This is a genomic window from Pleionea litopenaei (genome assembly GCF_031198435.1).
Classification (GTDB): domain Bacteria; phylum Pseudomonadota; class Gammaproteobacteria; order Enterobacterales; family Kangiellaceae; genus Pleionea; species Pleionea litopenaei.
This window is the reverse complement of the sequence record NZ_CP133548.1, coordinates 874372-896062: the sequence shown is the minus strand read 5'-3', so window position 1 is coordinate 896062 and position 21691 is coordinate 874372. Positions and strand designations below refer to the sequence as shown.

At 42.8% G+C, this 21691-nt stretch carries 19 protein-coding genes; 12 read left to right on the top strand and 7 right to left on the bottom strand.

Annotated elements, in window-relative coordinates; genetic code table 11:
• Positions 1 to 60: 60 nt before the first annotated feature.
• Complete coding sequence (locus Q9312_RS03880; protein WP_309203253.1) at positions 61 to 777, top strand: hypothetical protein; 717 nt, start codon at positions 61 to 63, stop codon at positions 775 to 777.
• Positions 778 to 884: 107 nt separating this feature from the next.
• Here the strand turns inward: Q9312_RS03880 and Q9312_RS03875 are convergent, their stop codons facing one another.
• From Q9312_RS03875 to Q9312_RS03865, 3 genes are all read right to left on the bottom strand, one after another.
• Entirely contained in the window at positions 885 to 1157 is a 273-nt protein-coding gene (locus Q9312_RS03875) for a hypothetical protein (RefSeq protein ID WP_309203252.1), read from the bottom strand.
• A 279-nt stretch (positions 1158 to 1436) separates the two neighbouring features.
• Entirely contained in the window at positions 1437 to 2123 is a 687-nt protein-coding gene (locus tag Q9312_RS03870; RefSeq protein ID WP_309203251.1) for a TSCPD domain-containing protein, read from the bottom strand.
• Positions 2124 to 2154: 31 nt separating this feature from the next.
• The gene (locus tag Q9312_RS03865; protein ID WP_309203250.1) at positions 2155 to 4302 is read right to left on the bottom strand and encodes an adenosylcobalamin-dependent ribonucleoside-diphosphate reductase; all 2148 of its coding nucleotides are present in this window, start codon (positions 4300 to 4302) and stop codon (positions 2155 to 2157) included.
• A 416-nt stretch (positions 4303 to 4718) separates the two neighbouring features.
• On the opposite strand from Q9312_RS03865, the gene Q9312_RS03860 reads away from it, so the two are divergent.
• Both Q9312_RS03860 and Q9312_RS03855 read left to right on the top strand, forming a co-directional pair.
• Positions 4719 to 5285, top strand: a complete 567-nt coding sequence (locus tag Q9312_RS03860) for an elongation factor P hydroxylase (protein ID WP_309203248.1) — start codon at positions 4719 to 4721, stop codon at positions 5283 to 5285.
• Positions 5279 to 6415: an ATP-NAD kinase family protein gene (locus tag Q9312_RS03855; protein WP_309203247.1), complete on the top strand. Its 1137-nt coding sequence runs from the start codon at positions 5279 to 5281 to the stop codon at positions 6413 to 6415. Before Q9312_RS03860 ends, Q9312_RS03855 begins: the two co-directional genes overlap by 7 nt.
• An 853-nt stretch (positions 6416 to 7268) precedes the next feature.
• On the opposite strand, the gene Q9312_RS03850 is transcribed toward Q9312_RS03855, so the two are convergent.
• Positions 7269 to 9137 (bottom strand): M2 family metallopeptidase, encoded by a 1869-nt coding sequence (locus Q9312_RS03850; RefSeq protein WP_309203246.1) that lies wholly within the window; start codon positions 9135 to 9137, stop codon positions 7269 to 7271.
• Between the two features lie 141 nt (positions 9138 to 9278).
• Between Q9312_RS03850 and nagZ the strand changes: the two genes are divergently transcribed.
• Together nagZ and Q9312_RS03840 are read left to right on the top strand one after the other, a co-directional pair.
• The gene (gene nagZ, locus Q9312_RS03845; RefSeq protein ID WP_309203245.1) at positions 9279 to 10304 is read left to right on the top strand and encodes a beta-N-acetylhexosaminidase; all 1026 of its coding nucleotides are present in this window, start codon (positions 9279 to 9281) and stop codon (positions 10302 to 10304) included.
• 148 nt (positions 10305 to 10452) lie between these two features.
• Positions 10453 to 11589, top strand: a complete 1137-nt coding sequence (locus tag Q9312_RS03840) for a mechanosensitive ion channel family protein (protein ID WP_309203244.1) — start codon at positions 10453 to 10455, stop codon at positions 11587 to 11589.
• 95 nt (positions 11590 to 11684) lie between these two features.
• Here the strand turns inward: Q9312_RS03840 and Q9312_RS03835 are convergent, their stop codons facing one another.
• Both Q9312_RS03835 and Q9312_RS03830 read right to left on the bottom strand, forming a co-directional pair.
• Entirely contained in the window at positions 11685 to 11951 is a 267-nt protein-coding gene (locus Q9312_RS03835; RefSeq protein WP_309203242.1) for a hypothetical protein, read from the bottom strand.
• Positions 11952 to 11961: 10 nt separating this feature from the next.
• Entirely contained in the window at positions 11962 to 12516 is a 555-nt protein-coding gene (locus tag Q9312_RS03830) for a PilZ domain-containing protein (RefSeq protein ID WP_309203241.1), read from the bottom strand.
• A 183-nt stretch (positions 12517 to 12699) separates the two neighbouring features.
• On the opposite strand from Q9312_RS03830, the gene Q9312_RS03825 reads away from it, so the two are divergent.
• Together Q9312_RS03825 and lolD are read left to right on the top strand one after the other, a co-directional pair.
• Entirely contained in the window at positions 12700 to 13950 is a 1251-nt protein-coding gene (locus Q9312_RS03825) for a lipoprotein-releasing ABC transporter permease subunit (protein ID WP_309203240.1), read from the top strand.
• Complete coding sequence (gene lolD / locus Q9312_RS03820; RefSeq protein WP_309203239.1) at positions 13943 to 14626, top strand: lipoprotein-releasing ABC transporter ATP-binding protein LolD; 684 nt, start codon at positions 13943 to 13945, stop codon at positions 14624 to 14626. Before Q9312_RS03825 ends, lolD begins: the two co-directional genes overlap by 8 nt.
• A gap of 55 nt (positions 14627 to 14681) precedes the next feature.
• On the opposite strand, the gene Q9312_RS03815 is transcribed toward lolD, so the two are convergent.
• Positions 14682 to 15221, bottom strand: a complete 540-nt coding sequence (locus Q9312_RS03815) for a DUF2062 domain-containing protein (protein WP_309203238.1) — start codon at positions 15219 to 15221, stop codon at positions 14682 to 14684.
• A 92-nt stretch (positions 15222 to 15313) separates the two neighbouring features.
• On the opposite strand from Q9312_RS03815, the gene Q9312_RS03810 reads away from it, so the two are divergent.
• The 5 genes from Q9312_RS03810 (at position 15314) to lpxK (ending at position 21690) form a co-directional block, all read left to right on the top strand.
• Complete coding sequence (locus Q9312_RS03810) at positions 15314 to 17887, top strand: DNA internalization-related competence protein ComEC/Rec2 (protein ID WP_309203237.1); 2574 nt, start codon at positions 15314 to 15316, stop codon at positions 17885 to 17887.
• A gap of 63 nt (positions 17888 to 17950) precedes the next feature.
• The gene (locus tag Q9312_RS03805) at positions 17951 to 18535 is read left to right on the top strand and encodes a MotA/TolQ/ExbB proton channel family protein (protein WP_435408773.1); all 585 of its coding nucleotides are present in this window, start codon (positions 17951 to 17953) and stop codon (positions 18533 to 18535) included.
• Positions 18536 to 18537: 2 nt separating this feature from the next.
• A complete protein-coding gene (locus tag Q9312_RS03800; RefSeq protein ID WP_309203234.1) occupies positions 18538 to 18960 on the top strand; it encodes an ExbD/TolR family protein in 423 nt (140 codons plus the stop codon).
• Positions 18957 to 20696, top strand: a complete 1740-nt coding sequence (gene msbA / locus Q9312_RS03795; protein WP_309203233.1) for a lipid A export permease/ATP-binding protein MsbA — start codon at positions 18957 to 18959, stop codon at positions 20694 to 20696. The genes Q9312_RS03800 and msbA overlap by 4 nt, the downstream gene beginning before the upstream one ends.
• Before the next feature lies 1 nt (position 20697).
• Positions 20698 to 21690 carry a tetraacyldisaccharide 4'-kinase gene (gene lpxK, locus Q9312_RS03790; RefSeq protein WP_309203232.1) on the top strand — a complete coding sequence of 331 codons (993 nt, stop codon included), beginning with the start codon at positions 20698 to 20700 and terminating at the stop codon, positions 21688 to 21690.
• Position 21691 lies beyond the last annotated feature (1 nt).

Sequence of the window (21691 nt, the reverse complement as noted above, 5' to 3'; positions counted from 1 at the left end):
ATCTGTTTAACTAGCTCCCGTCTTAACTTAATCAATTTAGGTTCATCTAGGGGGTGAAAAATGGGAAAAGTAATAAAAGGATTAGCTACCACTATTCTTCTTATACAAATAATATTTTTAAGTGGGTGCGCTACCGTAGGTTCGATGAGCCGACCAATGAATTATCAAGCACCCATTCCAGATGAAAACCTGACCACAAACTTATTAAGTGGAATGTCGGCTCCGACAGACGTTGATCAATCAATACGTCAATTGTTGAACGCTAAAGTTAGATTACCCAAACTGAATCGGATTGCAATCGTTAAGCTAAACTCGAGTCAAATAAATGAAGGATTTATCGAACTAAACTCGGATACTTTTCAAACCTTCATTTCGCCACTACGCGAGTCACCGCATATCTATGATGCGGCTTATTTGCCAACGCTGTTAATGCCGGTCAATAAGGATATGATAGAGCTACGTAAAGCGTCAGCCTTATTTCAAGCCGACTTGCTTTTAGTCTATCGATCTCAATGTCGTTCATTCAATGACTATAAAATATTTGCGAACAACCACACTAAAGCCTATTGCGATCTTGAATCTTTGTTAATTGACGTGCGTAGTGGATTAGTAGTGGCTACCGCTGTCAGTCGTAAGCATTGGATTGCGAAAGAGCTAAAAGATGACGTAGATTTCTATGAAACTATCTTAAAAGCACAAAGCCATACTATTAACCTCGCCTTGAAAGATATCGCAGAACTCACGGTAGCCAGAGTGTCACAATTAGTAATGCCCTAGGTGTCGGCAACACGACTAATTATTGAAGCGACCAAAGATAAAGGTTCTGCTGGACGATTAGGGCAAAAGGGGATGAATGATTAGCTTGAAGACCAGTACCAAAAGCGTTACCCAGCTTTTCGAGCAACCTGTTTAAACTGATATTGAATATGTCGGTATTCCCATCCTCGGTAGATGGATTTGAGAAATTTAGCTAATTTGCTGGGTGCTGGCGTAAAGCAAGGATAACGGTACCATTGGTTACCTTGTCCTTTGTAAACGACGAGCTGCTCTGATTGCCCCATCAATTTTTGCAACCGACTAGGAAGCACGCGCAAGGTCACTTGCATGCAGTCGGGATCAAGTTTGGCAGGCTCGACTTTAACGATTTGTGTTGGCATAAACGACTCAGAGACAACAATTGATGATAATACAAAATGGTTTAAAGCGTAGGGTAGGGTCGAATGTTCAGGTTAGTCGACCAATTTAACACCGTGGTGGTAATTATAGACCAATATTTAAGCGTTTGAAAACTCAACGACTGTTTTTTGCTGCACTGCAGTTAGGCAAATATTTCATAGATAACAACTAACTATAACCAGACTAAGAACGAGCGGAACCAGACTAGGAGTGGGCGAGCCTTACGAAAGGCCCGCCAAGATGGAGTTCTTTTTTCTAGCTTAGCCGCATTTAGAATCGCCACAGTTTAAGCAAGTCATACAGCCATCCATTAAGATTGACGCCTTTACCATACACTTATTACAAAGTTGCGCACCATCAGGGAACTCAGATGAATCATCGCTGGTTTTTGCTTGGGCATCTTCAAATTGCTGACGCTTCTCTGCAATTAACTTCTTTTGATGTTCATCGAGCGTGTCGTCTTTCAGTAAGCCAATCATTTTAAGGTGAGATTCTATGGCTTCTCCAATTTCTGCAACGAGCGAAGGCATGAACCGTCCGCCACGCTTAAAGTAACCACCTTTTGGGTCAAATACGGCTTTAAGCTCTTCGGCTAAGAAAGTACAGTCACCACCCTTACGGAATACTGCTGAAACAACACGCGTTAACGCAACAACCCATTGAAAGTGATCCATGTTTTTTGAGTTGATGAATATTTCAAATGGTCGACGCAGTTCATGCTCAGTACCCGGATTCAATACAATATCGTTAATGGTTACGTAGAGTGCATGTTCCGACAGAGGCGTTTTAACCTTATAGGTTGAACCGAGTAACATCTCAGGACGCTCAACACTCTCGTGCATCTGAACGATCTCTGCAGTGGGTTTCTCTTCTACTGCTTTAACGACTTCTGGCTCGTCTTTTTTAACTTTGTACCCGACGATAGGGGTTTCAATTTTATGTACCATTTTGCTATTCCTTCACTGAATTAAGCGTCAATTAAAGTTTTCCGTAGTAGCCTTCTTTAAGAGCATCGAATAGGTTTGCTGCGGTATGAACTTCACCGTCGTATTCAATCTCTTCATTGCCTTTAACTTCAATGGTGCTGCCATCTTCGAGTGTAAATTGATAAGTAGTGTTCTCTAAATCTTTTTCTTTGACTAAAACCCCTTGGAAAACTTCGGGATTAAAGCGGAAAGTTGTACATCCTTTCAAACCTTGTTCGTAAGCGTAAAGATAAATATCTTTAAACTCTTCATAATCAAAGTCGGTTGGTACATTGGCTGTTTTTGAAATCGAAGAGTCGATCCATTTTTGTGCCGCTGCCTGAATATCAACATGTTGATTAGGTTTAATATCATCTGAAGTAATGAAGTACTCAGGCAGTTGTTCATCTTCTTTGTCGCTGTAAGGCATTGCCTTTGCGTTAACCAAAGCGCGGTATGCCAGTAGTTCAAATGAGAACACATCGACTTTTTCTTTGGATTTTTTACCTTCTCTGATTACGTTACGAGAGTAATGATGAGCAAAGCTAGGCTCAATGCCATTACTTGCATTGTTTGCTAATGACAAAGAGATGGTTCCGGTTGGAGCAATCGAAGAGTGGTGCGTGAATCGAGCGCCTATCTCAGCTAATTCTGCGACTAATTCAGGCTCAACTTCAGCAACTTGTTGCATGTAACGGCTGTATTTAGCATGCAATACTTTGCCCTTAATCTTATCACCAACTTTGATACCATCTTTTTTCATTTCAGGTCGGTTACGCAGCATTTCGCCGGTAACTTTAAAGTCTTTATCCATAATCGGTGCTGCGCCTTTTTCTTTCGCTAAACTAAGCGCAGTACGCCAGCCTTCAACAGCCAGTTCTTTGGTAACTTCTTCGGTAAAGTCAACAGACTCTTTTGAGCCATACTTTTTGCGTAGCATAGTCAGGGTTGAGCCTAACCCTAAATAACCCATACCATGACGACGCTTACTTAAAATTTCGTTGCGTTGTCCTTCAAGCGGTAGGCCATTAATTTCAACGACGTTGTCGAGCATTCGAGTGAAAATAGACACGGCTTTACGGAATTTTTCCCAATCGAAAGAGGCTTTCTCAGTAAATGGGTTTTTCACAAACTTGGTTAAGTTAACCGAGCCCAGCAAACAAGAACCGTAAGGCGGTAATGGCTGCTCGCCACATGGGTTGGTCGCTCGAATATTTTCACAGAACCAGTTATTGTTCATTTCATTTACTTTGTCGATCAAGATAAATCCTGGCTCAGCGTAGTCATAGGTTGCTGACATGATCATATTCCACAAGTTTTTAGCTCGCACAGTTTTATGGATACGACACGCAACAAGTCCTTCTTTATCGGTGATGTAGCCTTCTTTGACTGGCCAATCACGCCAAATGACCTGCTCTTTGTTTTTGACATCAAGTTTATCAACTTCGACTTCTTTTTCTGTCAGCGGGAAGGCTAAGTGCCAGTCGGTGTCATTAATTACCGCTTGCATAAACTCATCGGTAATCAATAAAGACAGATTGAATTGACGTAACCGACCGTTTTCTCGCTTTGCACGGATAAAATCCATGACATCAGGATGACCGACTTCAAAGGTAGCCATTTGTGCGCCACGGCGACCACCAGCACTAGATACGGTAAAACACATTTTATCGTAAATATCCATGAACGATAGAGGACCAGAAGTGTAAGCGCCAGCGCCAGAAACATAAGCGTTTTTCGGTCGAAGAGTCGAGTATTCGTAGCCGATTCCGCAGCCAGCTTTTAACGTCAGACCGGCTTCATGTACCTTCTCTAAAATGCCGTCCATAGAGTCGTCGATAGTGCCAGAAACGGTACAGTTAATGGTTGATGTTGCGGGCTTATGAGCTTGCGCGCCAGCATTCGACATGATCCGTCCCGCGGGTATTACGCCATTGCGCAGTGCCCACAGAAATTGCTCATAACACTCGTCTTGTTTGTCTTTCGCTTCAACACTGGCTAACGCTTGAGCAACGCGCTGATAGGTTTCGTCAATCGTGCGATCGACCGGCTTACCATCTTTTGCTTTTAAGCGATATTTGGTGTCCCAAATGTCGACCGAAGTGGTTTGGAGTTCGATGTCAAAGTTGCTTGCTTCTATTTGTTTTTTTAGCGCAGTCATGGTGGTTACGTCCCTTCGCCTTGTGTATAAAACTGTTGATAATTCGTGTTCATTTTGTGGAAAACCAGTGCACACTTTTAGAGTGAGTGTAACTAGATATGGTGGCTTTCCTTAGGATAAGCACAATATATAGGATCTTAAATTTTCTGACAAACTAAAATTAACCCCAGATATGGTGTTTATTTCGACAAAAGTGTTCTATATCTTTGAATTTAGGGAAAAAAAGCCCTAAAAAATTTTTTTAACTTGAGATATTTGCCAGTTTTTTGACACATAGGGGTGCCTGAAAGCTGACGTTAAAACAAGCCGACAAAAGTAGCATTTTTTACTCACTGATTTAGAATAGCGAGCGATTAACCGGCGGTAGTCGCTGAAATGATTTTCTCCATGGTTATTGAGTAAGGTTTAGGGCAGTAATGATAGAGTCAGACAAATTAATTCGCTTAAAAGAGCTGTTCTCACAGTTATTTTTGTCTGATTTTAATACGCGACTGGTTAGTGGACACCCAGAACCCTTTTATAAGGCAGCAACAGCAAACGAATCGGCAACCATTTATTCTCGAGAAGATTTTCTATCGAGTGCACTCCACGAAATCGCGCATTGGTCGATTGCCGGAGAGTCGCGTCGGCAAATAGACGATTTCGGCTATTGGTATCAACCAGATGGTCGCGACCCTCAAACTCAAAAAGTGTTTGAGTCGGTCGAAGTGAGGCCTCAGGCGATAGAATGGGCCTTGTCGATAGCAATGAACCACGGATTTCATTGTTCAGCTGACAACCTAGCCCAAGATGCAGGTGTGTCGGTTCAGTTTCAGCAGGCCGTGTTGAGTCAGTTAGAAGATTATTGGAAAAGAGGGTTACCTCAGCGTGCTCAACAACTGTTTAACGCGTTGATAGAAATCTACCACTTAGGTTATAAACCTTCGTGGGAAGAACTTGAGCATACGGGTTTTAAAATTAGAAAGGTTGAGAGTGCATGTTAACGATTGGGTTAATCATTAATCCATTTGCCGGAATTGGCGGCAGTGTTGCGTTAAAAGGAAGCGATGGAGCTGATGTCAGAGAGCTTGCGTTAGCTAAAGGTGCTAAGCAGCTGGCTAACCAACGAGCGGTCATAGCACTTGAATCGATCGATTCCGACTATCGAGATCAAATCAAAATACTGACTGGCAGTGGTGAAATGGGAGAGACTGCCGCGTCAACGGCCGGTTTTATGCCGCAAGTGATTCTTAACGTTAATCAACCCAGTGAGCCGGAAGATACTCATCAATTGACCAAAGCCTTGGTTAATGCGGGTGCCGACTTGATTTTATTTGCTGGCGGAGATGGTACTGCTCGAGATGTCTTCAGTGCGTTAGAGAAAGACATTCCTGTGTTAGGAATACCGGCAGGCTGCAAGATTCACTCGGGTGTTTATGCAGTAACTCCAAAAGCTGCGGGTGTTGTTCTAGGGCAATTGGCGAAAGGCGATATTTTGTCGCTACGTGAAGCTTCCGTTATGGATATCGATGAATCTGCTTTTCGTCAAGGCGTGGTTCGCGCTCGTAACTTTGGAAGCTTAGTTGTTCCAGACTCCTTACAGTTTGTTCAAGCGACGAAACAAGGAGGTAAAGAAGTCGAGTCGATGGTTTTAGACGACATTGCAGCGGAAGTAATTGAGTATATGGAACCCGATACCTACTATGCGATTGGCTCTGGAAGCACCTGTGCCAATATTATGGAGCAATTGGGCCAACCGAATACTCTGTTAGGGGTCGACATTGTTTATAACCAACAGAGAGTGGCAGCCGATGTGACCGCAAGTGAACTTCTTCAGTATGTGAATGAAAATCCATCGATGGAGATTTTTATTACTGTGATTGGTGGGCAAGGACATTTGATTGGGCGTGGGAACCAACAGATTTCTCCCGAAGTGATTCGAACGCTAGGTTGGGATCGGATACAAGTTGTCGCAACGAAAGCAAAATTAAAAGCGTTAGACGGTCGGCCATTGATCGTTGATACCGGAGATCCAGATCTTGATCAGGCTTTATCGGGAACTAAGCGGATAATCACCGGATATCATGACGCTGTTATTTATCGTGTTGGTCTCGATTACTCAGAAAACCAGTAACGGTCGTTTAAAAGCGTTCTCAAAATCGATTGCTGCTGACATTAATGTTGAGAAGATCGAAAGATTTTTAAGAAATGCCGGTTTAATTGATTGGGAGTGAGTTTCCAGTACAGATATCTGGCTTAGTTGCGTGTAAGAGATGTCTCAAATAGCCGTTAGAGATAGTTTGCTTTTGGCCTACGTCGCGGCTCGAACTCAGTGTAGTCTATCTTCTAACTTATTGTAATTATTGGAAATAATTTATTGAGTGGGTCTTGGTTAACTTTTTAATCCAGGTGAAAGACTCTTGTTGAAAGTTTTAAATAGCGTAACCTTAGTCATGTGTTCAGGGAGAACACGCCATGGAAGCGCATTACAGGATGTTAGGACTTAGGGATAGCCAGAAGCTTAAGGGATAAAGGACTAAACAAGCACTTTTGATATGAGGTTAAGGCGGCAGGATGCCGCCTTTTTCATTGCTCATTTAATGCCTGGACACTCTTTCATCCTAGAAAATATTCTTGGGTTCAAAACAATTCTTGTTTTAGAGCTATTCTGTTTCCAAATCTAGCCTGTTTCCAAACCTAGCCTGTTTCTAAAATTACTCTAACTCCAAAACTACCTTGATGTAAAAATCATCGAAGTTTAAAAGCTGTCTTAGCTTAAAATATTTCTTCAGCTAAATAACATGCTCAACTTAAGGGTGTTTCCTTTTAAGGGTGTTTCCTTTCAAGAGTATTACCGTTTAAGGCTACTTCCTTTCAAAGGGTACTTCTTTTTAAGGGGTACTTCCCGTTTAAAGGCATTTCTTATTTAAAAATACTCTTTATCGAGAAAGTACACCTTATCGAAAGAGATCACTCAGTTAATATCACTACCAACCACATTGGCGTCCTTTGTTTTGCTCGTCTAACCACTCTTTTAAAGGTGCAAAGTAGTCAATGACCGCTGTTGCGTCCATTTGATCGGAGCCAGTCATGGTTTGTAGAGCTTCTTGCCAAGGTCGACTTTGGCCAAGTTCTAACATGGCTTTCAATTTAGCACCGGCCTCTTTATTGTTGTAAATTGAGCAACGGTGAAGAGGACCCTCGTGGCCAGAGATTTTGCACAGTTCACGATGGAATTGAAATTGCAAAATATGCGCTAAGAAATAGCGAGAGTAGGGCGTGTTACCTGGAATATGGTATTTTGCACCGGGATCAAAATCTTGCTCGCTACGTGCGATAGGCGATTTTACGCCTTGATACTGTTCGCGCAATTGCCACCAACCCTGATTGTAATTGTCAGGCGTTAGTTCACCGCTGAACACCTTCCAGCGCCACTGATCGACCATTAGGCCAAAGGGTAAGAAAGCGACTTTATCCATCGCCATGCGCATCAGAAAAGGTAAATCACCTGAAGCGTCAGGCTCTTCACTGATTAATTCAATTTCTTTCAAATATTTAGGGGTGATTGATAAAGCAATGGTATCGCCAATCGCTTCATGGAAACCGTCATTAGCGCTACCACGATAAAGTACCGGTTGAGTTAAGTTGTAAGCTCGTTGATAAAAATTATGGCCTAACTCGTGATGAATGGTATTGAAATCTTCTTCATTGACATTGATGCACATTTTGATGCGATAGTCTTCGGTGGTGATGTCCCAAGCGCTGGCATGGCACACAACGTCTCGATCTTGCGGTTTTAAAAACTGCGAGCGAGTCCAAAAGGTTTCTGGTAACTCTGCAAAGCCAAGCGAGGTGAAAAAGCCTTCAGCTTGTTTCGTCATACTGATAGCATCGTACTCTTTCGCTTCTAAACGTTCGGTCACATCAATGCCCGCACCGCCTTCAGGAGCGACCATCGGGTAGATATTTCCCCACTGTTGTGCCCACATGTTACCGAGTAGGTGAGCTGGGATAGGTCCTTGTTGAGCGACAACGTCATCGCCATACTTTTCATTTAGTTTTGCACGAACGTGGCAGTGGAGTGCTTCATATAAAGGTTTAACTTGGGTCCAAACCCGATCCATTTCTTGAGCGAAGGCGTCTGGATCCATATCATATTTTGATCGCCACATAGCGCCAAGGTCTTGAAAACCTAGGTCTTGCGCTCCTTCATTCGCGATGCTGACTAAGCGTTGATATAAGGGCTTCATTTGTGGAGAAACTTTGCGCCAATCGATCCATGCTTGTAAAAGCTCATCCGGATTATCTGATTTGGCGAGGGTCTTAGAGAGTTCACCTAAGTTATACTGTTCACCATCGGCCGTTTTGCCGGCGCCGTACATTCCAGTCAACTTACTTTCAATGGATGCCAGTTCTGCCGCTTTTTCAGGCTGGTTTGCAGGTGCCGGTAAGGTGAGGCCCAGTCTTAGTAAGTCAAGCTTTCGAGCCACATCGTAAGGAAGATCAAGGCCATTGAACTTGGCTGCTTCATTCGCTAACTCAATACCTAATAATTTGAACTCTTCGTTGGCTTTTGACTCAATGTATTGACTATCGACATTGATGTAGGTTTGAGCAATCCACGCGGCTTTTGCTGCGTATTCATAAATATCGCCAATGCGCTTTTCGGCATCGTTGACGAACTGTTCAGCGTCTTTTGCTGTTAATTGGGTTTTAGCTTGAGTGACCGGCTCTACCGCTTTTTGCTCAGGCTGACAAGCGAGTAATGAAGCCGAAACTGCGGTAGCGATTAATGTGGTTTTCACTGGCGACCAAGTCGTTGGTCGTTTGAGTTTATCGATGTTGTTTTTATTCATAGTAGGGTTACCCTCGTTTCAGTGTTGCTGTGCAGATTAAACTAACACGATTAGAAACTTCAAGCATTGTGCGGCTTTATGTTGCCGAAGGTAGGTGCAATTCGTTAGCATTAGCCCTTCAAATTTTAAGGAAGTATCAATATGTCGGCTCCCGGCCCAATAATGCTGGATCTAAAAGCGTACAACCTAGACTCTGAAGAAAGAGAAATGTTATCTCATCCTGCCTGTGGGGGGGTTATTCTGTTCAGCAGAAACATTGAACAGCCGCAGCAAGTCTCGGAACTCATCAAAGATATACGCCGAGTGAATGAGCAGCTTTTGATTGCAGTCGATCAAGAGGGTGGTCGGGTACAAAGGTTGCGCGAAGGTTATACCAAGTTACCAGCGCTGCGCCAATTAGAACTTAACAGCCCGAACGATCAGGTATTGATGCAAAGAACTCACGCTCATGCCACCGTCATGGCCCTTGAAACCCTGTGCACCGGCTTTGATATTAGCTTTGCGCCGGTTTTGGACGTAGCCAGCGAGACTAGCCGAGTAATTGGTGACCGAGCATTTCATGAAGACCCACAGAAAATTACGGCCATAGCTCAGTGCTACGTTCGTGCGTTAAAAGAATGTGGTATGGCAGCGACTGGTAAGCATTTTCCTGGACATGGTACTGTGGATGCTGATTCACACTTGGAGCTACCGGTCGATAATCGTCGTTTTGAAGAAATCGCCGAGCACGATTTAGTTCCCTTTGCACGACTAGCTTCTCAGCTAATGGGCATTATGCCAGCGCATATTATTTATCCAAATGTTGATGAATTACCTGCTGGGTTTAGTCGCTACTGGGTAGAGGAAGTACTTCGCAAACAGCTGGGTTTCAATGGGGCTGTATTTAGCGATGATTTAAGTATGAAAGGTGCTGAAGTTGTGGGTGACTATCAAGCAAGAGTTGACGCTGCGCTAGAAGCAGGGTGTGATATGGCTTTGGTTTGTAACCAACCGCAAGAAGCTGGGCGCTTACTCGAACATCTAGAAGGGTATCGATCGAAGATTAGCGAGCAACGAGTCGCTGCCATGCACTCTAAAGTCGCTCGAACGTCATCTATTAGCGATTATAAAACCGACCGACGTTGGCTTGAGGCGCAAGATGTTTTACGGCCTTTATTTGACGATTAAGAGTAATCGATGGATTAAAGTTCGAAAAACTTAACCATTTATTCTGTTGAGAGTCATTACAATATGCCAGATGTGCTCATTGAGGCAGAACAATACTAAAAATTAATGTTGAACGTAAATGAAAAAAATTAAGTAGGGTTTATAAAATATGGAATTTTTACGAGACTATTTATACAAATTGCAGGGTGAATCGGCATGGATGACCGAAATCTTTATTATCGTCTTAGCAACTTTGATTCTAAACCTTATTTGGCGACAGTTTCATAGTCGACTGTTCAAACGCATTATTAAAACCCGAACGTTTTGGGATGATGCTCTTTTTACGGCTCTGTCGAGACCGGTCACCTGGGCTATCTGGATCACTGGTATTTCATTTGCAATCGAATCATCACAGTCGAACTATTTGATTGAATTGATTCAATTTAAAGCCACCGGCGCAACTGAACCGACTTACATCAATAATGTTATTTTAATTGGGTTATTCGGATGGTTTTTAACTCGCTTTGTTCATGAATCAGAGCAGCATCTGGTTGAGTATCAAAAGCAGAAAACCGACAAAGAAGATAGGGTTGATGAAACCACCATTTACGCGATGAGTAAGTTATTGCGCGTGTCGGTTATTATTACGATTACTTTAGTGGTTTTGCAGACCATGGGCGTGAGTATCAGTGCTGTACTTGCATTTGGTGGTATCGGTGGTATTGCGATCGGTTTTGCCGCGAAAGATTTGTTAGCGAACTTTTTTGGCGGGCTCATGATTTACTTAGATCGTCCTTTCGCGGTGGGTGACTGGGTGCGCAGTCCCGATCGGCAAATTGAGGGAACGGTCGAATACATCGGTTGGCGACAAACTCGGATCAGAACCTTTGATAAACGTCCACTGTATATACCTAACTCGATCTTCAATAATATTGCCGTTGAAAATCCTTCACGGATGAGTAATCGAAGAATTTATGAAACGATAGGAATACGTTATGATGACGTTGCTCAAATGAGTTCTATTGTGGAATCTGTCAAAAGCATGCTCAGAGAGCACCCTGAAATCGATCAAACTCAAACTATGATAGTTAATTTCAACGCTTTCTCAGCTTCTTCTATCGACTTTTTCGTGTATACCTTTACAAAAACAACGGATTGGATAAAGTTTCATGAAATTAAGCATGAAATATTACTTAAAATAGCGGAAATTATTGCTGAACACAGTGCTGAGATTGCATTTCCAACATCAACATTGCATGTGAATATGAGTGAGCCACAGTTGTCAGGGATTGAACAATCGAACTAGAGAATTCTTTATTTGAGTAAAGCATCAAAAAAGGCGACTTAAAGTCGCCTTTTTAAATCTGCTTCTATAAATGAAACTCGTATACGAAGATAAGGTTAGCTGTGATGCTGCACAGAGTGAATGACCTTATCGAACTCAAAGTAAACCGTGAACTGACCATAAACCCAGCGTGTAATTGGTGGCTCTCCAACGGCTGGAATCTGGCGTTGTGGTTCACCGAATTGGGCCCTGACCGATTCCATATCTTGACCATGTCGGGGGGTGCTGACATTCGACGCACCTTGTTGTTGATCGGCAGCATAGCTAATCATTGGGCCGACCAAAAGTCCGGCGATAGACATCGCAACAAGCCAGTGTTTCATCTTTAACTCCTTAGTCTCCAAGCCGCTCTTTGCGCAGCTGCTTTGATTGCATTTTAGTAATGTGCTTAACCAACTCGTCTTGGTCGTGCTGTTTTAATTCGGTAAACTCAAAGGCAATTTGATAGTTGCCAGTCTCCGGCTCCTGATCACATTGACTGACTTTGCCCTTGGTATAAAAGCCAAAACAATCGGGATAGAGCAGAATCGTTAAATGCCACTCTGAACCTATTTCGGCGGGCTGTTCTAACGAGAGCTTTAACCCGCTTCCGCTAATATTCACATTGTACTTAGAAAAGCTAGATTCCAATTGCTTTACCAGCATTTGAGAAAGTAACTCAAACTTTTCGTTTTGCATGCTCAAATAGCGAGCAACGTCTCTATGTTTATCTTGAATTAAGCGTAATAGCTGAGAATTCTCACTATCCAGCCTTCGAAGTTGATTCAAAGTTAGAAATACATCGGGTAACTTTGGCTCACCCGAATCACCAGCGATTACAGGTGCGAGTTGCATAGTCACCGTATCTTCGATACGAAAAAAGTCTCTGCGTTCTTCGCTCTCAACCATCTTCTTTTAAAAACCTTTGCGCAAGTACAATGTGATCGGTAGCATATAGCGCGTTTTGGCTATCGACCTGGGTGTTTTACTAAAGTTATGACACTGCGCCAAGATTCTCAAGTCATTATTTAATATAATAGCTTAAAAAACTGTGATAACTTACTAAAAAAGCGTAGGTTTTTGTATTTAATTATGAAATTTCCCATTTCTTGGTTCATTGGTCTGAGATACACACGGGCCAAACGGAAGAATCACTTTATCTCGTTTATAGCGATATTCTCCATGCTTGGTATAGCGCTGGGCGTCATGGTGTTAATTACCGTCCTTTCTGTGATGAATGGTTTTGAGAGAGAACTTCGCGAGCGAATTCTAGGCACTGTGCCTCATGTCATAGTCGGTGAGCGAGCACAGGGCGTTACCGATTGGAAAAGCCTTGAGCAGCAGGTTTTACAAGCTCCTGACGTTGTTGCCGCTTCACCCTACATTGATTCGACTGCGATGTTCAAAAGTAGTTATGCCGGAACCGAATACGGTATTTTGCAAGGCATCTTGCCCGAGAAAGAAACGAAAGTCTCAGTGATCGAAGACTATATGATCAGTGGGTCCTTGAATGAATTGGTTGAGGGAGAATACGGGGTCATACTCGGCGCCGCGATGGCTCGTAATCTTGGGCTTTGGCGGGGAGATAAGGTGACCGTACTGGTGGTTGAAGGCTCCACAGTGTCACCGGCAGGAATTTCTCCTCGTTATCGACGTTTCACTATTCAAGGAATTTTCGAGACCAAGTCTGAGCTGGACTCTCGTGTTGCCATGATTCATATCGCTGATGCTGCAAAATTATTGCGTAAGGGCGACAAAGTCAGTGCATTGCGCATCCGAGTGCATGACGTTCTGAATGCGTATATGACGTCAAATTACCTGAGGGCAAACCTCGGCGAAGATTTTTGGGTTAGTGATTGGAATCGCTCCCAAGGGCCATTATTTAGGGCCATTCAGATGGAAAAAACCATGATGTTTGTTTTGTTAACACTCATCATCGCTGTTGCTGCTTTTAACATTGTTTCAACGATGGTTATGGTGGTTACTGACAAACAAGCCGATATAGCAATATTGCGAACTTTAGGGGCCTCGCCATCGACCATTCTTAAAATATTCGTGGTTCAAGGCAGTATTAATGGTGTGGTCGGCACTATTGTTGGCGTGATATCTGGCGTTGCTCTAGCGACTAATTTACCTGCAATTGTGAAGTTTTTTGAAGAAAAGTTCGGTGTGTCAGTGGTGCCCGGAGATGTTTATTTTATCGGGTTTTTACCCAGCGAACTTAACGCCGTTGATGTTACGGTTATTACCGCTGTAGCGCTCTTAATGAGTGTCCTCGCAACGCTTTATCCCGCATGGCGCGGTTCACGTACTCGACCTGCGGAGGCTTTGAAATATGAGTAATGGAACTGTGATCAGTTGCACCGGTTTAACCAAGGCTTATCAAGACGCTGGCCGTGACGTTGCTGTGTTAAAAGGTGTCGATCTAACGGTAAATGCGGGTGAAAGTGTATCTATTATCGGCGCCTCAGGTAGCGGAAAGAGTACTTTGTTGCATTTGCTCGGTGGGCTGGACGAAGCAACTTCAGGCCATGTGTCGGTGATGGGAAAAGACATTCAAAAAATGTCCGCATTACAGCAAGGACAATGGCGTAATCAGCATTTAGGGTTTATCTATCAATTTCACCACCTATTAGCAGAGTTTACTGCACTAGAAAACGTAGCGATGCCACTGCTTATCCGTGGAGAAAAAAAATCTCACGCCTGTCATTTGGCGTCTGCAATGATTGAAAAGGTCGGGCTTCTTGATCGAGAGTCTCATAAGCCTTCGGAGTTATCCGGCGGTGAGCGTCAACGAATTGCCATTGCTCGAGCGCTCGTCACTGAGCCTGCATGTATTCTGGCTGACGAACCTACTGGAAACCTCGACGAAGAAAATGCCGAGAAAGTCTATCAATTAATGCTCGATTTGAATCGAGAGTTGAACACCAGTTTGATGGTTGTCACTCATGATCGAAAGCTAGCGGCTAGAGCTCATCGACAGTTGACAATAGTTAATGGCGTAATTACCGCTGCTTAGACTCACATTCTGTCTTTGTTAGTCGTGTGGCAGGAATCGCTCCTGCCGCCGAACGCTAACCATCAAGATTAGCGCCTTTATTTTTACGTTTTAGTAGTCGCAATTTCCACTGGTTTGCCACATGAATACGCCAGAAAATTCGTATGGCAACGTGCCCAAGAATGGCAAAAAAGACTCCGCAGACTAAACACCCTAGAAGGAAAGGCTGCCAAATAGCACCAAGACTGTTGGCCAACCATTCGTAGCTCAATTCGAAATGAAATGAGTCGGAACTCTCCGGAAAAAACAAAGAGCCGATATAATAGGCAAAACCAAAGATGACCGGCATGGTCAAAGGATTGGTGATCCAGACAAGGGCAACGGATAGCAATAGATTGGCACGGATGATAATTGCAGCGCCTGCTGCTAATACCATTTGAAATGGGACTGGAATGAAAGCGCAAAAAATTCCCAGAGAAAAGGCATGTGCAACTGAATAGCGTGTTAAATGCCACAATTGTGGATCGTGCATCGCCGTTCCAAAGATCTTAAGAAAACGATTGTTTTTTACCGCCGCAGGATCCGGAAGGTATTTTTTAATTAGCTTTCGCGCCATGGCTTGAAGTCGACTCTATTGGGATGGGCGTATTGTAGCCTGCTCGACACCTCTATAGCCAGTTAGCTACCAAAAAAAGAAAAGGAATTTCTATGCGACTGACAGCAGTACTCATGTTGCTGGGCGCCACATCTCTATGGTGGCTTACCGATATTTTCTGGCGAGAAGCCTTGGTGGCTGCGTTAACCTGTGGTGCCACTGCTGGCTTATTGGCCCTCTTTAAGGCGATTCAGCCAGATTTTGGCGCTTTTAAAGTGCAACGCTTGGTTAAATTATTACTGAGCTTTAGTGCCTTTTTCTTGGCAATCTTCTGGTCATCGTATTGGCTTGAGGTAAACCTGGAGCATCGTTGGCCTGCAAGTCAGCAAAAAGCTCGGCTAACTTTGTCAGGGCAAGTATGTTCAATTCCGCAAGACAAACCGCTGGGGACTTCATTTTTATTATGTGTTGATAATGCTTATTTAAATGACCCATGCCGTTATTGGCACCAAGGTGAGAGCGATTTTCACCACTGGGTCGAAGGCACAGTATTTCACGAGACAGCAAATAAGAACCATGCTTTGTATTATTTCGGCTCACCAGATCAAGGCTGGCTCTCGCCGTATCGTTTGAATCACAATTTAAGAAAGCTGAGTCTTATTTGGTACAAGAGTGACATTGAAATAAATGCAGGGGATCACCTAACCCTAGACGTATCGATAAAAACGCCGTATAGCCAACGTAACCCATTCACTTTCGATTATGAGCGCTTCGCTGTTACTCAAAGCATCGATGCGGTGGGAACCATTAAGAATCTGCAAGTACGAGAGCCCATCAGCAACGAATGGAGTTCTCTTAGCTATTGGCGACAAAAATTAAGTCAACATCTACTCAAGACCTTTAATGAGTCTTCATTTAAAGGCTGGCACCTAGCATTAGGTATGGGCTTTCGGGATCATTTGTCAGGTGAGCAAAAAGAGCTTTTGCAACGTTCAGGTGTGATGCACTTGATCGCTATTTCAGGCTTACACATAGGACTCATTTTCTTCTTCTTGTTTACTCTTACTTCAAGAGTTTGGCGCTTAAATGCTCGATGGTGTCAATGTATACCGGCACACATTATTGGCTTAGCCAGTGGGCTTGCGTTTGCATTCTTATACGCAGTGATTACTGGCCTTGAGCTTCCTGCCATACGAGCACTTGTGGCGCTCGCTATTGTTGTAGCGCAGCGACTCTGGTTAGTTTTTTGGACACCAGCACAATCATTTTCTATGACGTTAATTATTTTACTGACGATTGAACCGCTTGGCGTTCTAACTGAAGGTTTTTGGCTAACGATAACGGCACTCGCGATCATTTATTGGTTCATAGGATTGCGTCGACAGGTACGTCGGCGCGATTGGTTCTATCTTCAACTTTTTCTGTCGATAGCCATGTCGTTGGTTTCTGCGATTGCTTTTGGGCATTTCAGTGTTTCTTCGGTATTTTCGAATGTTGTTGCGATTCCTTTGGTCAGTTACGTTTTGTTGCCACTGGAGTTATTCATCTTGCTGAGTAGTGGAATAAATACAGAGTTTGCAATGGTTCTTGTAGAAATGTCTGACCTACTGATTAATCGATTATTGAGCTACTTAATTTGGTTAGATGTTAATTTACCGCAGGTCTTATTTAATCAGCTACAATTAGTCGTTTTAGCCTATCTGATAGTTGCCGCATTAGTTTATGCGCGGTTAAGAATCGTCAGTACATTATGCTTGTTTGGGTCGAACTTATTACTTTTAGTCGTTGCAAGTTTCTGGTTTAACGACGACGAGTATTTGCGAGTCTATACGCTGGATGTCGGGCAAGGCCTAAGTGTGATAATTAATCATAAAAGCGGGCGAGACGACTTTTGGTTGGTTTATGATCTAGGCTTTGCTAATGCAGATTACAGCACGACAAAAAGTGTGGTGCTTCCCTTATTAACTAGGCAGGGCGTCCGTTCTATTGATTGGTTACAAATAAGTCACAATGATATCGATCATAGCGGAGATCAACAATCTTTAGAAAAAACGCTTAATATTTCTCGCAGAGCGAGAGGGAACATGCTCAGTCGATCGGCAAGTGGTTGCCGGCAACAAAAAGTACAACTTGGAAATATAACGATAACAACTTTTTCAATGCTTTCAAGCGGACACTTATTACCTCAGAACAAGCGGAAAATCGTCCCAACACCGTATCCAGAAGACGCAGTAAATAACGGAGTGCCACCCTCTGGAAACAACGCATCTTGTTTATTGAACATTCGATATTTTGGAAAGTCTTTATTGCTAACGGGTGACATTGAAAAGGAGGCCGAGTTAACATTACTACAGCAGACACCTGATTACCTGAAAGCTGACTTTATTTGGGTTCCCCATCACGGAAGTTTGACATCATCAACTTGGTCATTCGTTGCCCACACTGATGCCAGTTTGGGCATAATATCTGCGGGCTATCTAAATCGGTTTGGACACCCCAATGATACCGTAGTAAAGCGATTCCAATCGTTGCAGGTGCCCATGTTAAATACTGCTGAAACAGGAATGATTACGCTAACTTTACAGCCTGATGGTCATTATCAAGTGAGCAAATTTCGTGAAACCCATCACCGTTTATGGAACCATCGTTATTCCAGCAGAAATTTACCCAAGAGTGTGGTAAATTAGCGCGATTCGAATTAGGAGATAAGTCACGTGTTATTTGATGTCATAGTAAATGGCGGCTGGGTGATGTGGCCCATCGTTTTATGTTCGGTTTTGGCTTTAATTATTTGTATTGAGCGATTCTGGACTTTACGTCGTTCAAAAATTACGCCAAAGCATCTGGTTGCTCAAGTATGGACATGGGTGAAAAATAACCAGCTGGACAAGAAGAAGCTTAAGTCTTTAAAAGAATCGTCGCCATTGGGTGAAATTTTAGCTGCCGGAATTGTTAACCATTCTTATGGTCGAGAGACCATGAAAGAAGCGATTCGGGATGCAGGCCGCCAAGCCGTTGTCGGTTTGGAGCGGTTTTTAAATACATTAGGCACCATTTCAGTGATTACTCCATTGCTTGGACTGTTGGGTACCGTTATTGGAATGATTAAAGTGTTTACAGTAATTACACATCAAGGTGTTGGAGATGCTAATGCCCTGGCTGGCGGTATCTCTGAAGCGCTACTGACCACTGCTGCAGGGCTCACAGTAGCCATACCAGCACTGATTTTTCATCGTTATTTTGAGCGTAAAGTGGACGAGTTGGTGGTGATTATGGAAGAAGAAGCACTAAAAATGGTTGAAGTGCTTCATGGTGAACGCGATACGGTCGCTTAATTATGTTTCATCAGCGAAAAAAACAAGACGTCTCGGTTAACTTAACGCCGCTCATCGATGTGGTGTTTCTATTATTAATATTCTTCATGGTTTCTGCTACCTTTAACCGCGAGACTCAAATAAAGCTCGAATTGCCTGAAGCGTCAGGCGATCCATTAGAAACCCAAGTAGAAGTCATTGAAATCAGCGTTGATAGTGAAGGGCGGTACTTTGTGAATGCACGGCCAATTGTCAATACGCAGGTCGAAACGTTAATTAAAGCGATTAATATCGTTGGTCAAGGTAATAAAAAGTTACCGGTGATTATTAGTGCCGATGCAAACGCTCCCTATCAATCGGTAGTGACCGCAATGGACGCATCGAGGAAAAGTGGTTATTTCAACTTTACTATGGCAACACGTAAACCGCAGGACCAAGCTCAGTGACAGAGGCATCAGGTTGGCAAGTTTATAAGCGACTGTTAAGTTACACCAGTCGCTATAAGCTGATTTTTCTTGTTGGTTTATTATGTACCGCAATCGCTGCGATTGTTGAAGTTTACTTAATTGCAAATTTTAAAACATTAATCGATGATTTACTCGGAGATCCCGAGAAGCTTCACATTTTAAAATTGGTTCCAGTCTTTATTGTCATTGTTCTCGTTATTCGTGGTTTAGCGACCTTTCTTTCGACTTATTGTATGGAATGGATCGGCCGGAGAATCGTTCATGAATTAAGAATGGATTTATTTAAAAAGTATCTTTATTTACCGATTTCCTATTTTGAAAAAAACAACAGCGGCGACTTAATTTCTCGAGTAACCTTTAATACTGAGATGGTTTCAAATGCGACCACTCAAGCCATTACAACGCTTGCGCGAAGTTTGGCTGGTATTGCGGCAGCCATGTATTGGATGTTTTCTGAGAGTTTATTGTTAACCCTTACTTTCTTACTTGCGGCTCCAGTCATCGCTGTTGTGGTTAATGAGACGTCTAAGCGCTTCAGAAAAATTTCATCGAATATGCAAGACAGTATGGGCGCGGTGACCGATGCGACTCAAGAGATGGTCGATGGAATCAGAGTCGTTAAAACCTTTGGTGGAGAAGAATACGAAGATACTAAATTTGAACATGCAAGTAATGTAAATCGTCAGCAATTTATGAAAATGGCAACGGTTAAAGCATTTTCATCGCCTTTTATTCAGCTGCTTGCAGGAATTGGTATGGCCGGGGTTTTTTGGGTGGCCATTAATGAGTTTCAGAAAGGCGTACTTTCCTCTGGTTCATTTGTTACCTTTTTCATGCAAATAATGTATTTGCTCAAACCGCTTAAAGATCTTTCTAATGTTAATTCAGTGTTGCAACGAGGTATTGCAGGCGCTGCGAGTATTTTTTCTGAGATAGATAAGCCAGAAGAACAAAACAGCGGAACAAAAAAATTAGCAAGAGCCAAAGGGCGGTTGGAGTTTAAAAATATTACCTTTGGTTATGATCCTGAAAACCCAATTATTCAAGATTTCTCTTTGACGATTGATGCAGGACAAACCGTCGCTTTGGTTGGTCCATCTGGGAGCGGAAAATCGACACTTACCAATTTGCTTTTACGCTTCTATCCGATTCAAAAAGGTGAAATTCTACTCGATGGCATTCCAATTCAAGAGCTTGATTTATTGTCATTAAGAGAACAGTTTGCTTACGTTTCTCAACAAATAGTTATATTTAATGATTCTATAAAAGCTAATATTGCTTATGGTGCTCAACGAGAGTCTTCAATCGATGATATAAATAAAGCATTAGAAAATGCTTACTTGACTGAAGTAGTCGAGCAAATGCAGTCGGGTTTAGACACAATAACAGGAACCCACGGTGCGAAGCTTTCAGGCGGTCAACGTCAACGATTGGCCATTGCTCGAGCTTTGCTAAAAGATGCACCCATTCTTATTCTCGATGAGGCTACCTCTGCATTAGATAATGAATCAGAAAGAAAAATACAATTAGCTCTAGAAAATTTAATGCATGATAGAACGACGTTTGTTATTGCTCATAGACTGTCGACCATTGAAACGGCTGATAAAATCGTTGTTTTAAAAGATGGGAAAATTATCGAGCAAGGCAATCATCAAGAGTTATTAGAGCAGCAAGGCGAGTACCATCGCTTATTGTTGGCACAATTCCAAGATTAGCATGACCAAACACGCTGATAGTTTTTGGTACCGTAAAAGCCTGTGGCGATACTTATTATTGCCGATACACTGGCTTTTAATATTGTTGGTAAAAATTCGACGTGTTGCCTATCAAAGAGAATGGATTAAATCTTATCAATCGAAAACTCCGATATGGGTCATTGGTAACATATCGGTAGGTGGCACTGGCAAGACGCCTTTTCTTATTTGGCTGGTTGATTACTTAAAGCAGAAGGGTTTATCCGTCGGCGTGGTGACTCGAGGCTACGGAGGAAGCAGTGAGAATTACCCTTTATTGGTGGAGTCATCAACCTCTCCGGATGTATGTGGGGATGAACCAAAACTAATCTCTGCGCGTTCTCAGTGTCCAGTTGTTGTTGATCCCATACGTAGCCGTGCCGTCAGTTGGATAGAGAAGAATTTAGCGGTGGATGTCATCTTGTCGGATGATGGTTTGCAACACTATGCGATGAATCGTCAACTTGAATTTTGTTTAGTCGATGGTTACCGTATGTTTGGGAATGAGTTATTAATGCCTTTGGGCCCATTAAGAGAACCCGTTAATCGTCTTAACGCCTGTGATCTGGTGATTCAAAATAGTGGAGAACAACAGTTTGACTGCTATTTTACACTGCATGCTGATGCATTAGTGAACGTGCAAAATGAAGATGTTATACAGCTGACATCGCGCGAATCATGGCCATTTGATGAGTATGACGCTGTATGTGGAATTGGCAATCCTGAAAAATTTCGCGTTACTTTATCACAGTTTAGTCAGCCCGATCGTTTAGTCACTTTCTCAGACCATCATGCTTTTAAACCAGAAGATTTGCTACCTCTAGATCAAAAGCCTCTTGTGATGACCGAGAAAGATGCCATTAAATGCCGAGCATTTGCGAAAAATCATTGGTGGTATTTACGAATTACACCAGTAATTAATTTAGAACTTGTTAGCCGTATCGATCAGGTAATTAAAGACTGCTTTAATCGATAGG

What these genes read in the sequence shown, in the direction of transcription:
- Q9312_RS03860 (WP_309203248.1), top strand. Translation starts at nt 4,719, where the DNA reads ATGATAGAGTCAGACAAATTAATTCGCTTAAAAGAGCTGTTCTCACAG.
- Q9312_RS03840 (WP_309203244.1), top strand. Translation starts at nt 10,453, where the DNA reads ATGGAATTTTTACGAGACTATTTATACAAATTGCAGGGTGAATCGGCA.
- Q9312_RS03880 (WP_309203253.1), top strand. Translation starts at nt 61, where the DNA reads ATGGGAAAAGTAATAAAAGGATTAGCTACCACTATTCTTCTTATACAA.
- Q9312_RS03855 (WP_309203247.1), top strand. Translation starts at nt 5,279, where the DNA reads ATGTTAACGATTGGGTTAATCATTAATCCATTTGCCGGAATTGGCGGC.
- Q9312_RS03825 (WP_309203240.1), top strand. Translation starts at nt 12,700, where the DNA reads ATGAAATTTCCCATTTCTTGGTTCATTGGTCTGAGATACACACGGGCC.
- lolD (WP_309203239.1), top strand. Translation starts at nt 13,943, where the DNA reads ATGAGTAATGGAACTGTGATCAGTTGCACCGGTTTAACCAAGGCTTAT.
- nagZ (WP_309203245.1), top strand. Translation starts at nt 9,279, where the DNA reads ATGTCGGCTCCCGGCCCAATAATGCTGGATCTAAAAGCGTACAACCTA.
- Q9312_RS03810 (WP_309203237.1), top strand. Translation starts at nt 15,314, where the DNA reads ATGCGACTGACAGCAGTACTCATGTTGCTGGGCGCCACATCTCTATGG.
- Q9312_RS03805 (WP_435408773.1), top strand. Translation starts at nt 17,951, where the DNA reads ATGTGGCCCATCGTTTTATGTTCGGTTTTGGCTTTAATTATTTGTATT.
- Q9312_RS03870 (WP_309203251.1), bottom strand. Translation starts at nt 2,123, where the DNA reads ATGGTACATAAAATTGAAACCCCTATCGTCGGGTACAAAGTTAAAAAA.
- lpxK (WP_309203232.1), top strand. Translation starts at nt 20,698, where the DNA reads ATGACCAAACACGCTGATAGTTTTTGGTACCGTAAAAGCCTGTGGCGA.
- Q9312_RS03850 (WP_309203246.1), bottom strand. Translation starts at nt 9,137, where the DNA reads ATGAATAAAAACAACATCGATAAACTCAAACGACCAACGACTTGGTCG.
- Q9312_RS03815 (WP_309203238.1), bottom strand. Translation starts at nt 15,221, where the DNA reads ATGGCGCGAAAGCTAATTAAAAAATACCTTCCGGATCCTGCGGCGGTA.
- Q9312_RS03800 (WP_309203234.1), top strand. Translation starts at nt 18,538, where the DNA reads ATGTTTCATCAGCGAAAAAAACAAGACGTCTCGGTTAACTTAACGCCG.
- Q9312_RS03830 (WP_309203241.1), bottom strand. Translation starts at nt 12,516, where the DNA reads ATGGTTGAGAGCGAAGAACGCAGAGACTTTTTTCGTATCGAAGATACG.
- Q9312_RS03875 (WP_309203252.1), bottom strand. Translation starts at nt 1,157, where the DNA reads ATGCCAACACAAATCGTTAAAGTCGAGCCTGCCAAACTTGATCCCGAC.
- Q9312_RS03865 (WP_309203250.1), bottom strand. Translation starts at nt 4,302, where the DNA reads ATGACTGCGCTAAAAAAACAAATAGAAGCAAGCAACTTTGACATCGAA.
- Q9312_RS03835 (WP_309203242.1), bottom strand. Translation starts at nt 11,951, where the DNA reads ATGAAACACTGGCTTGTTGCGATGTCTATCGCCGGACTTTTGGTCGGC.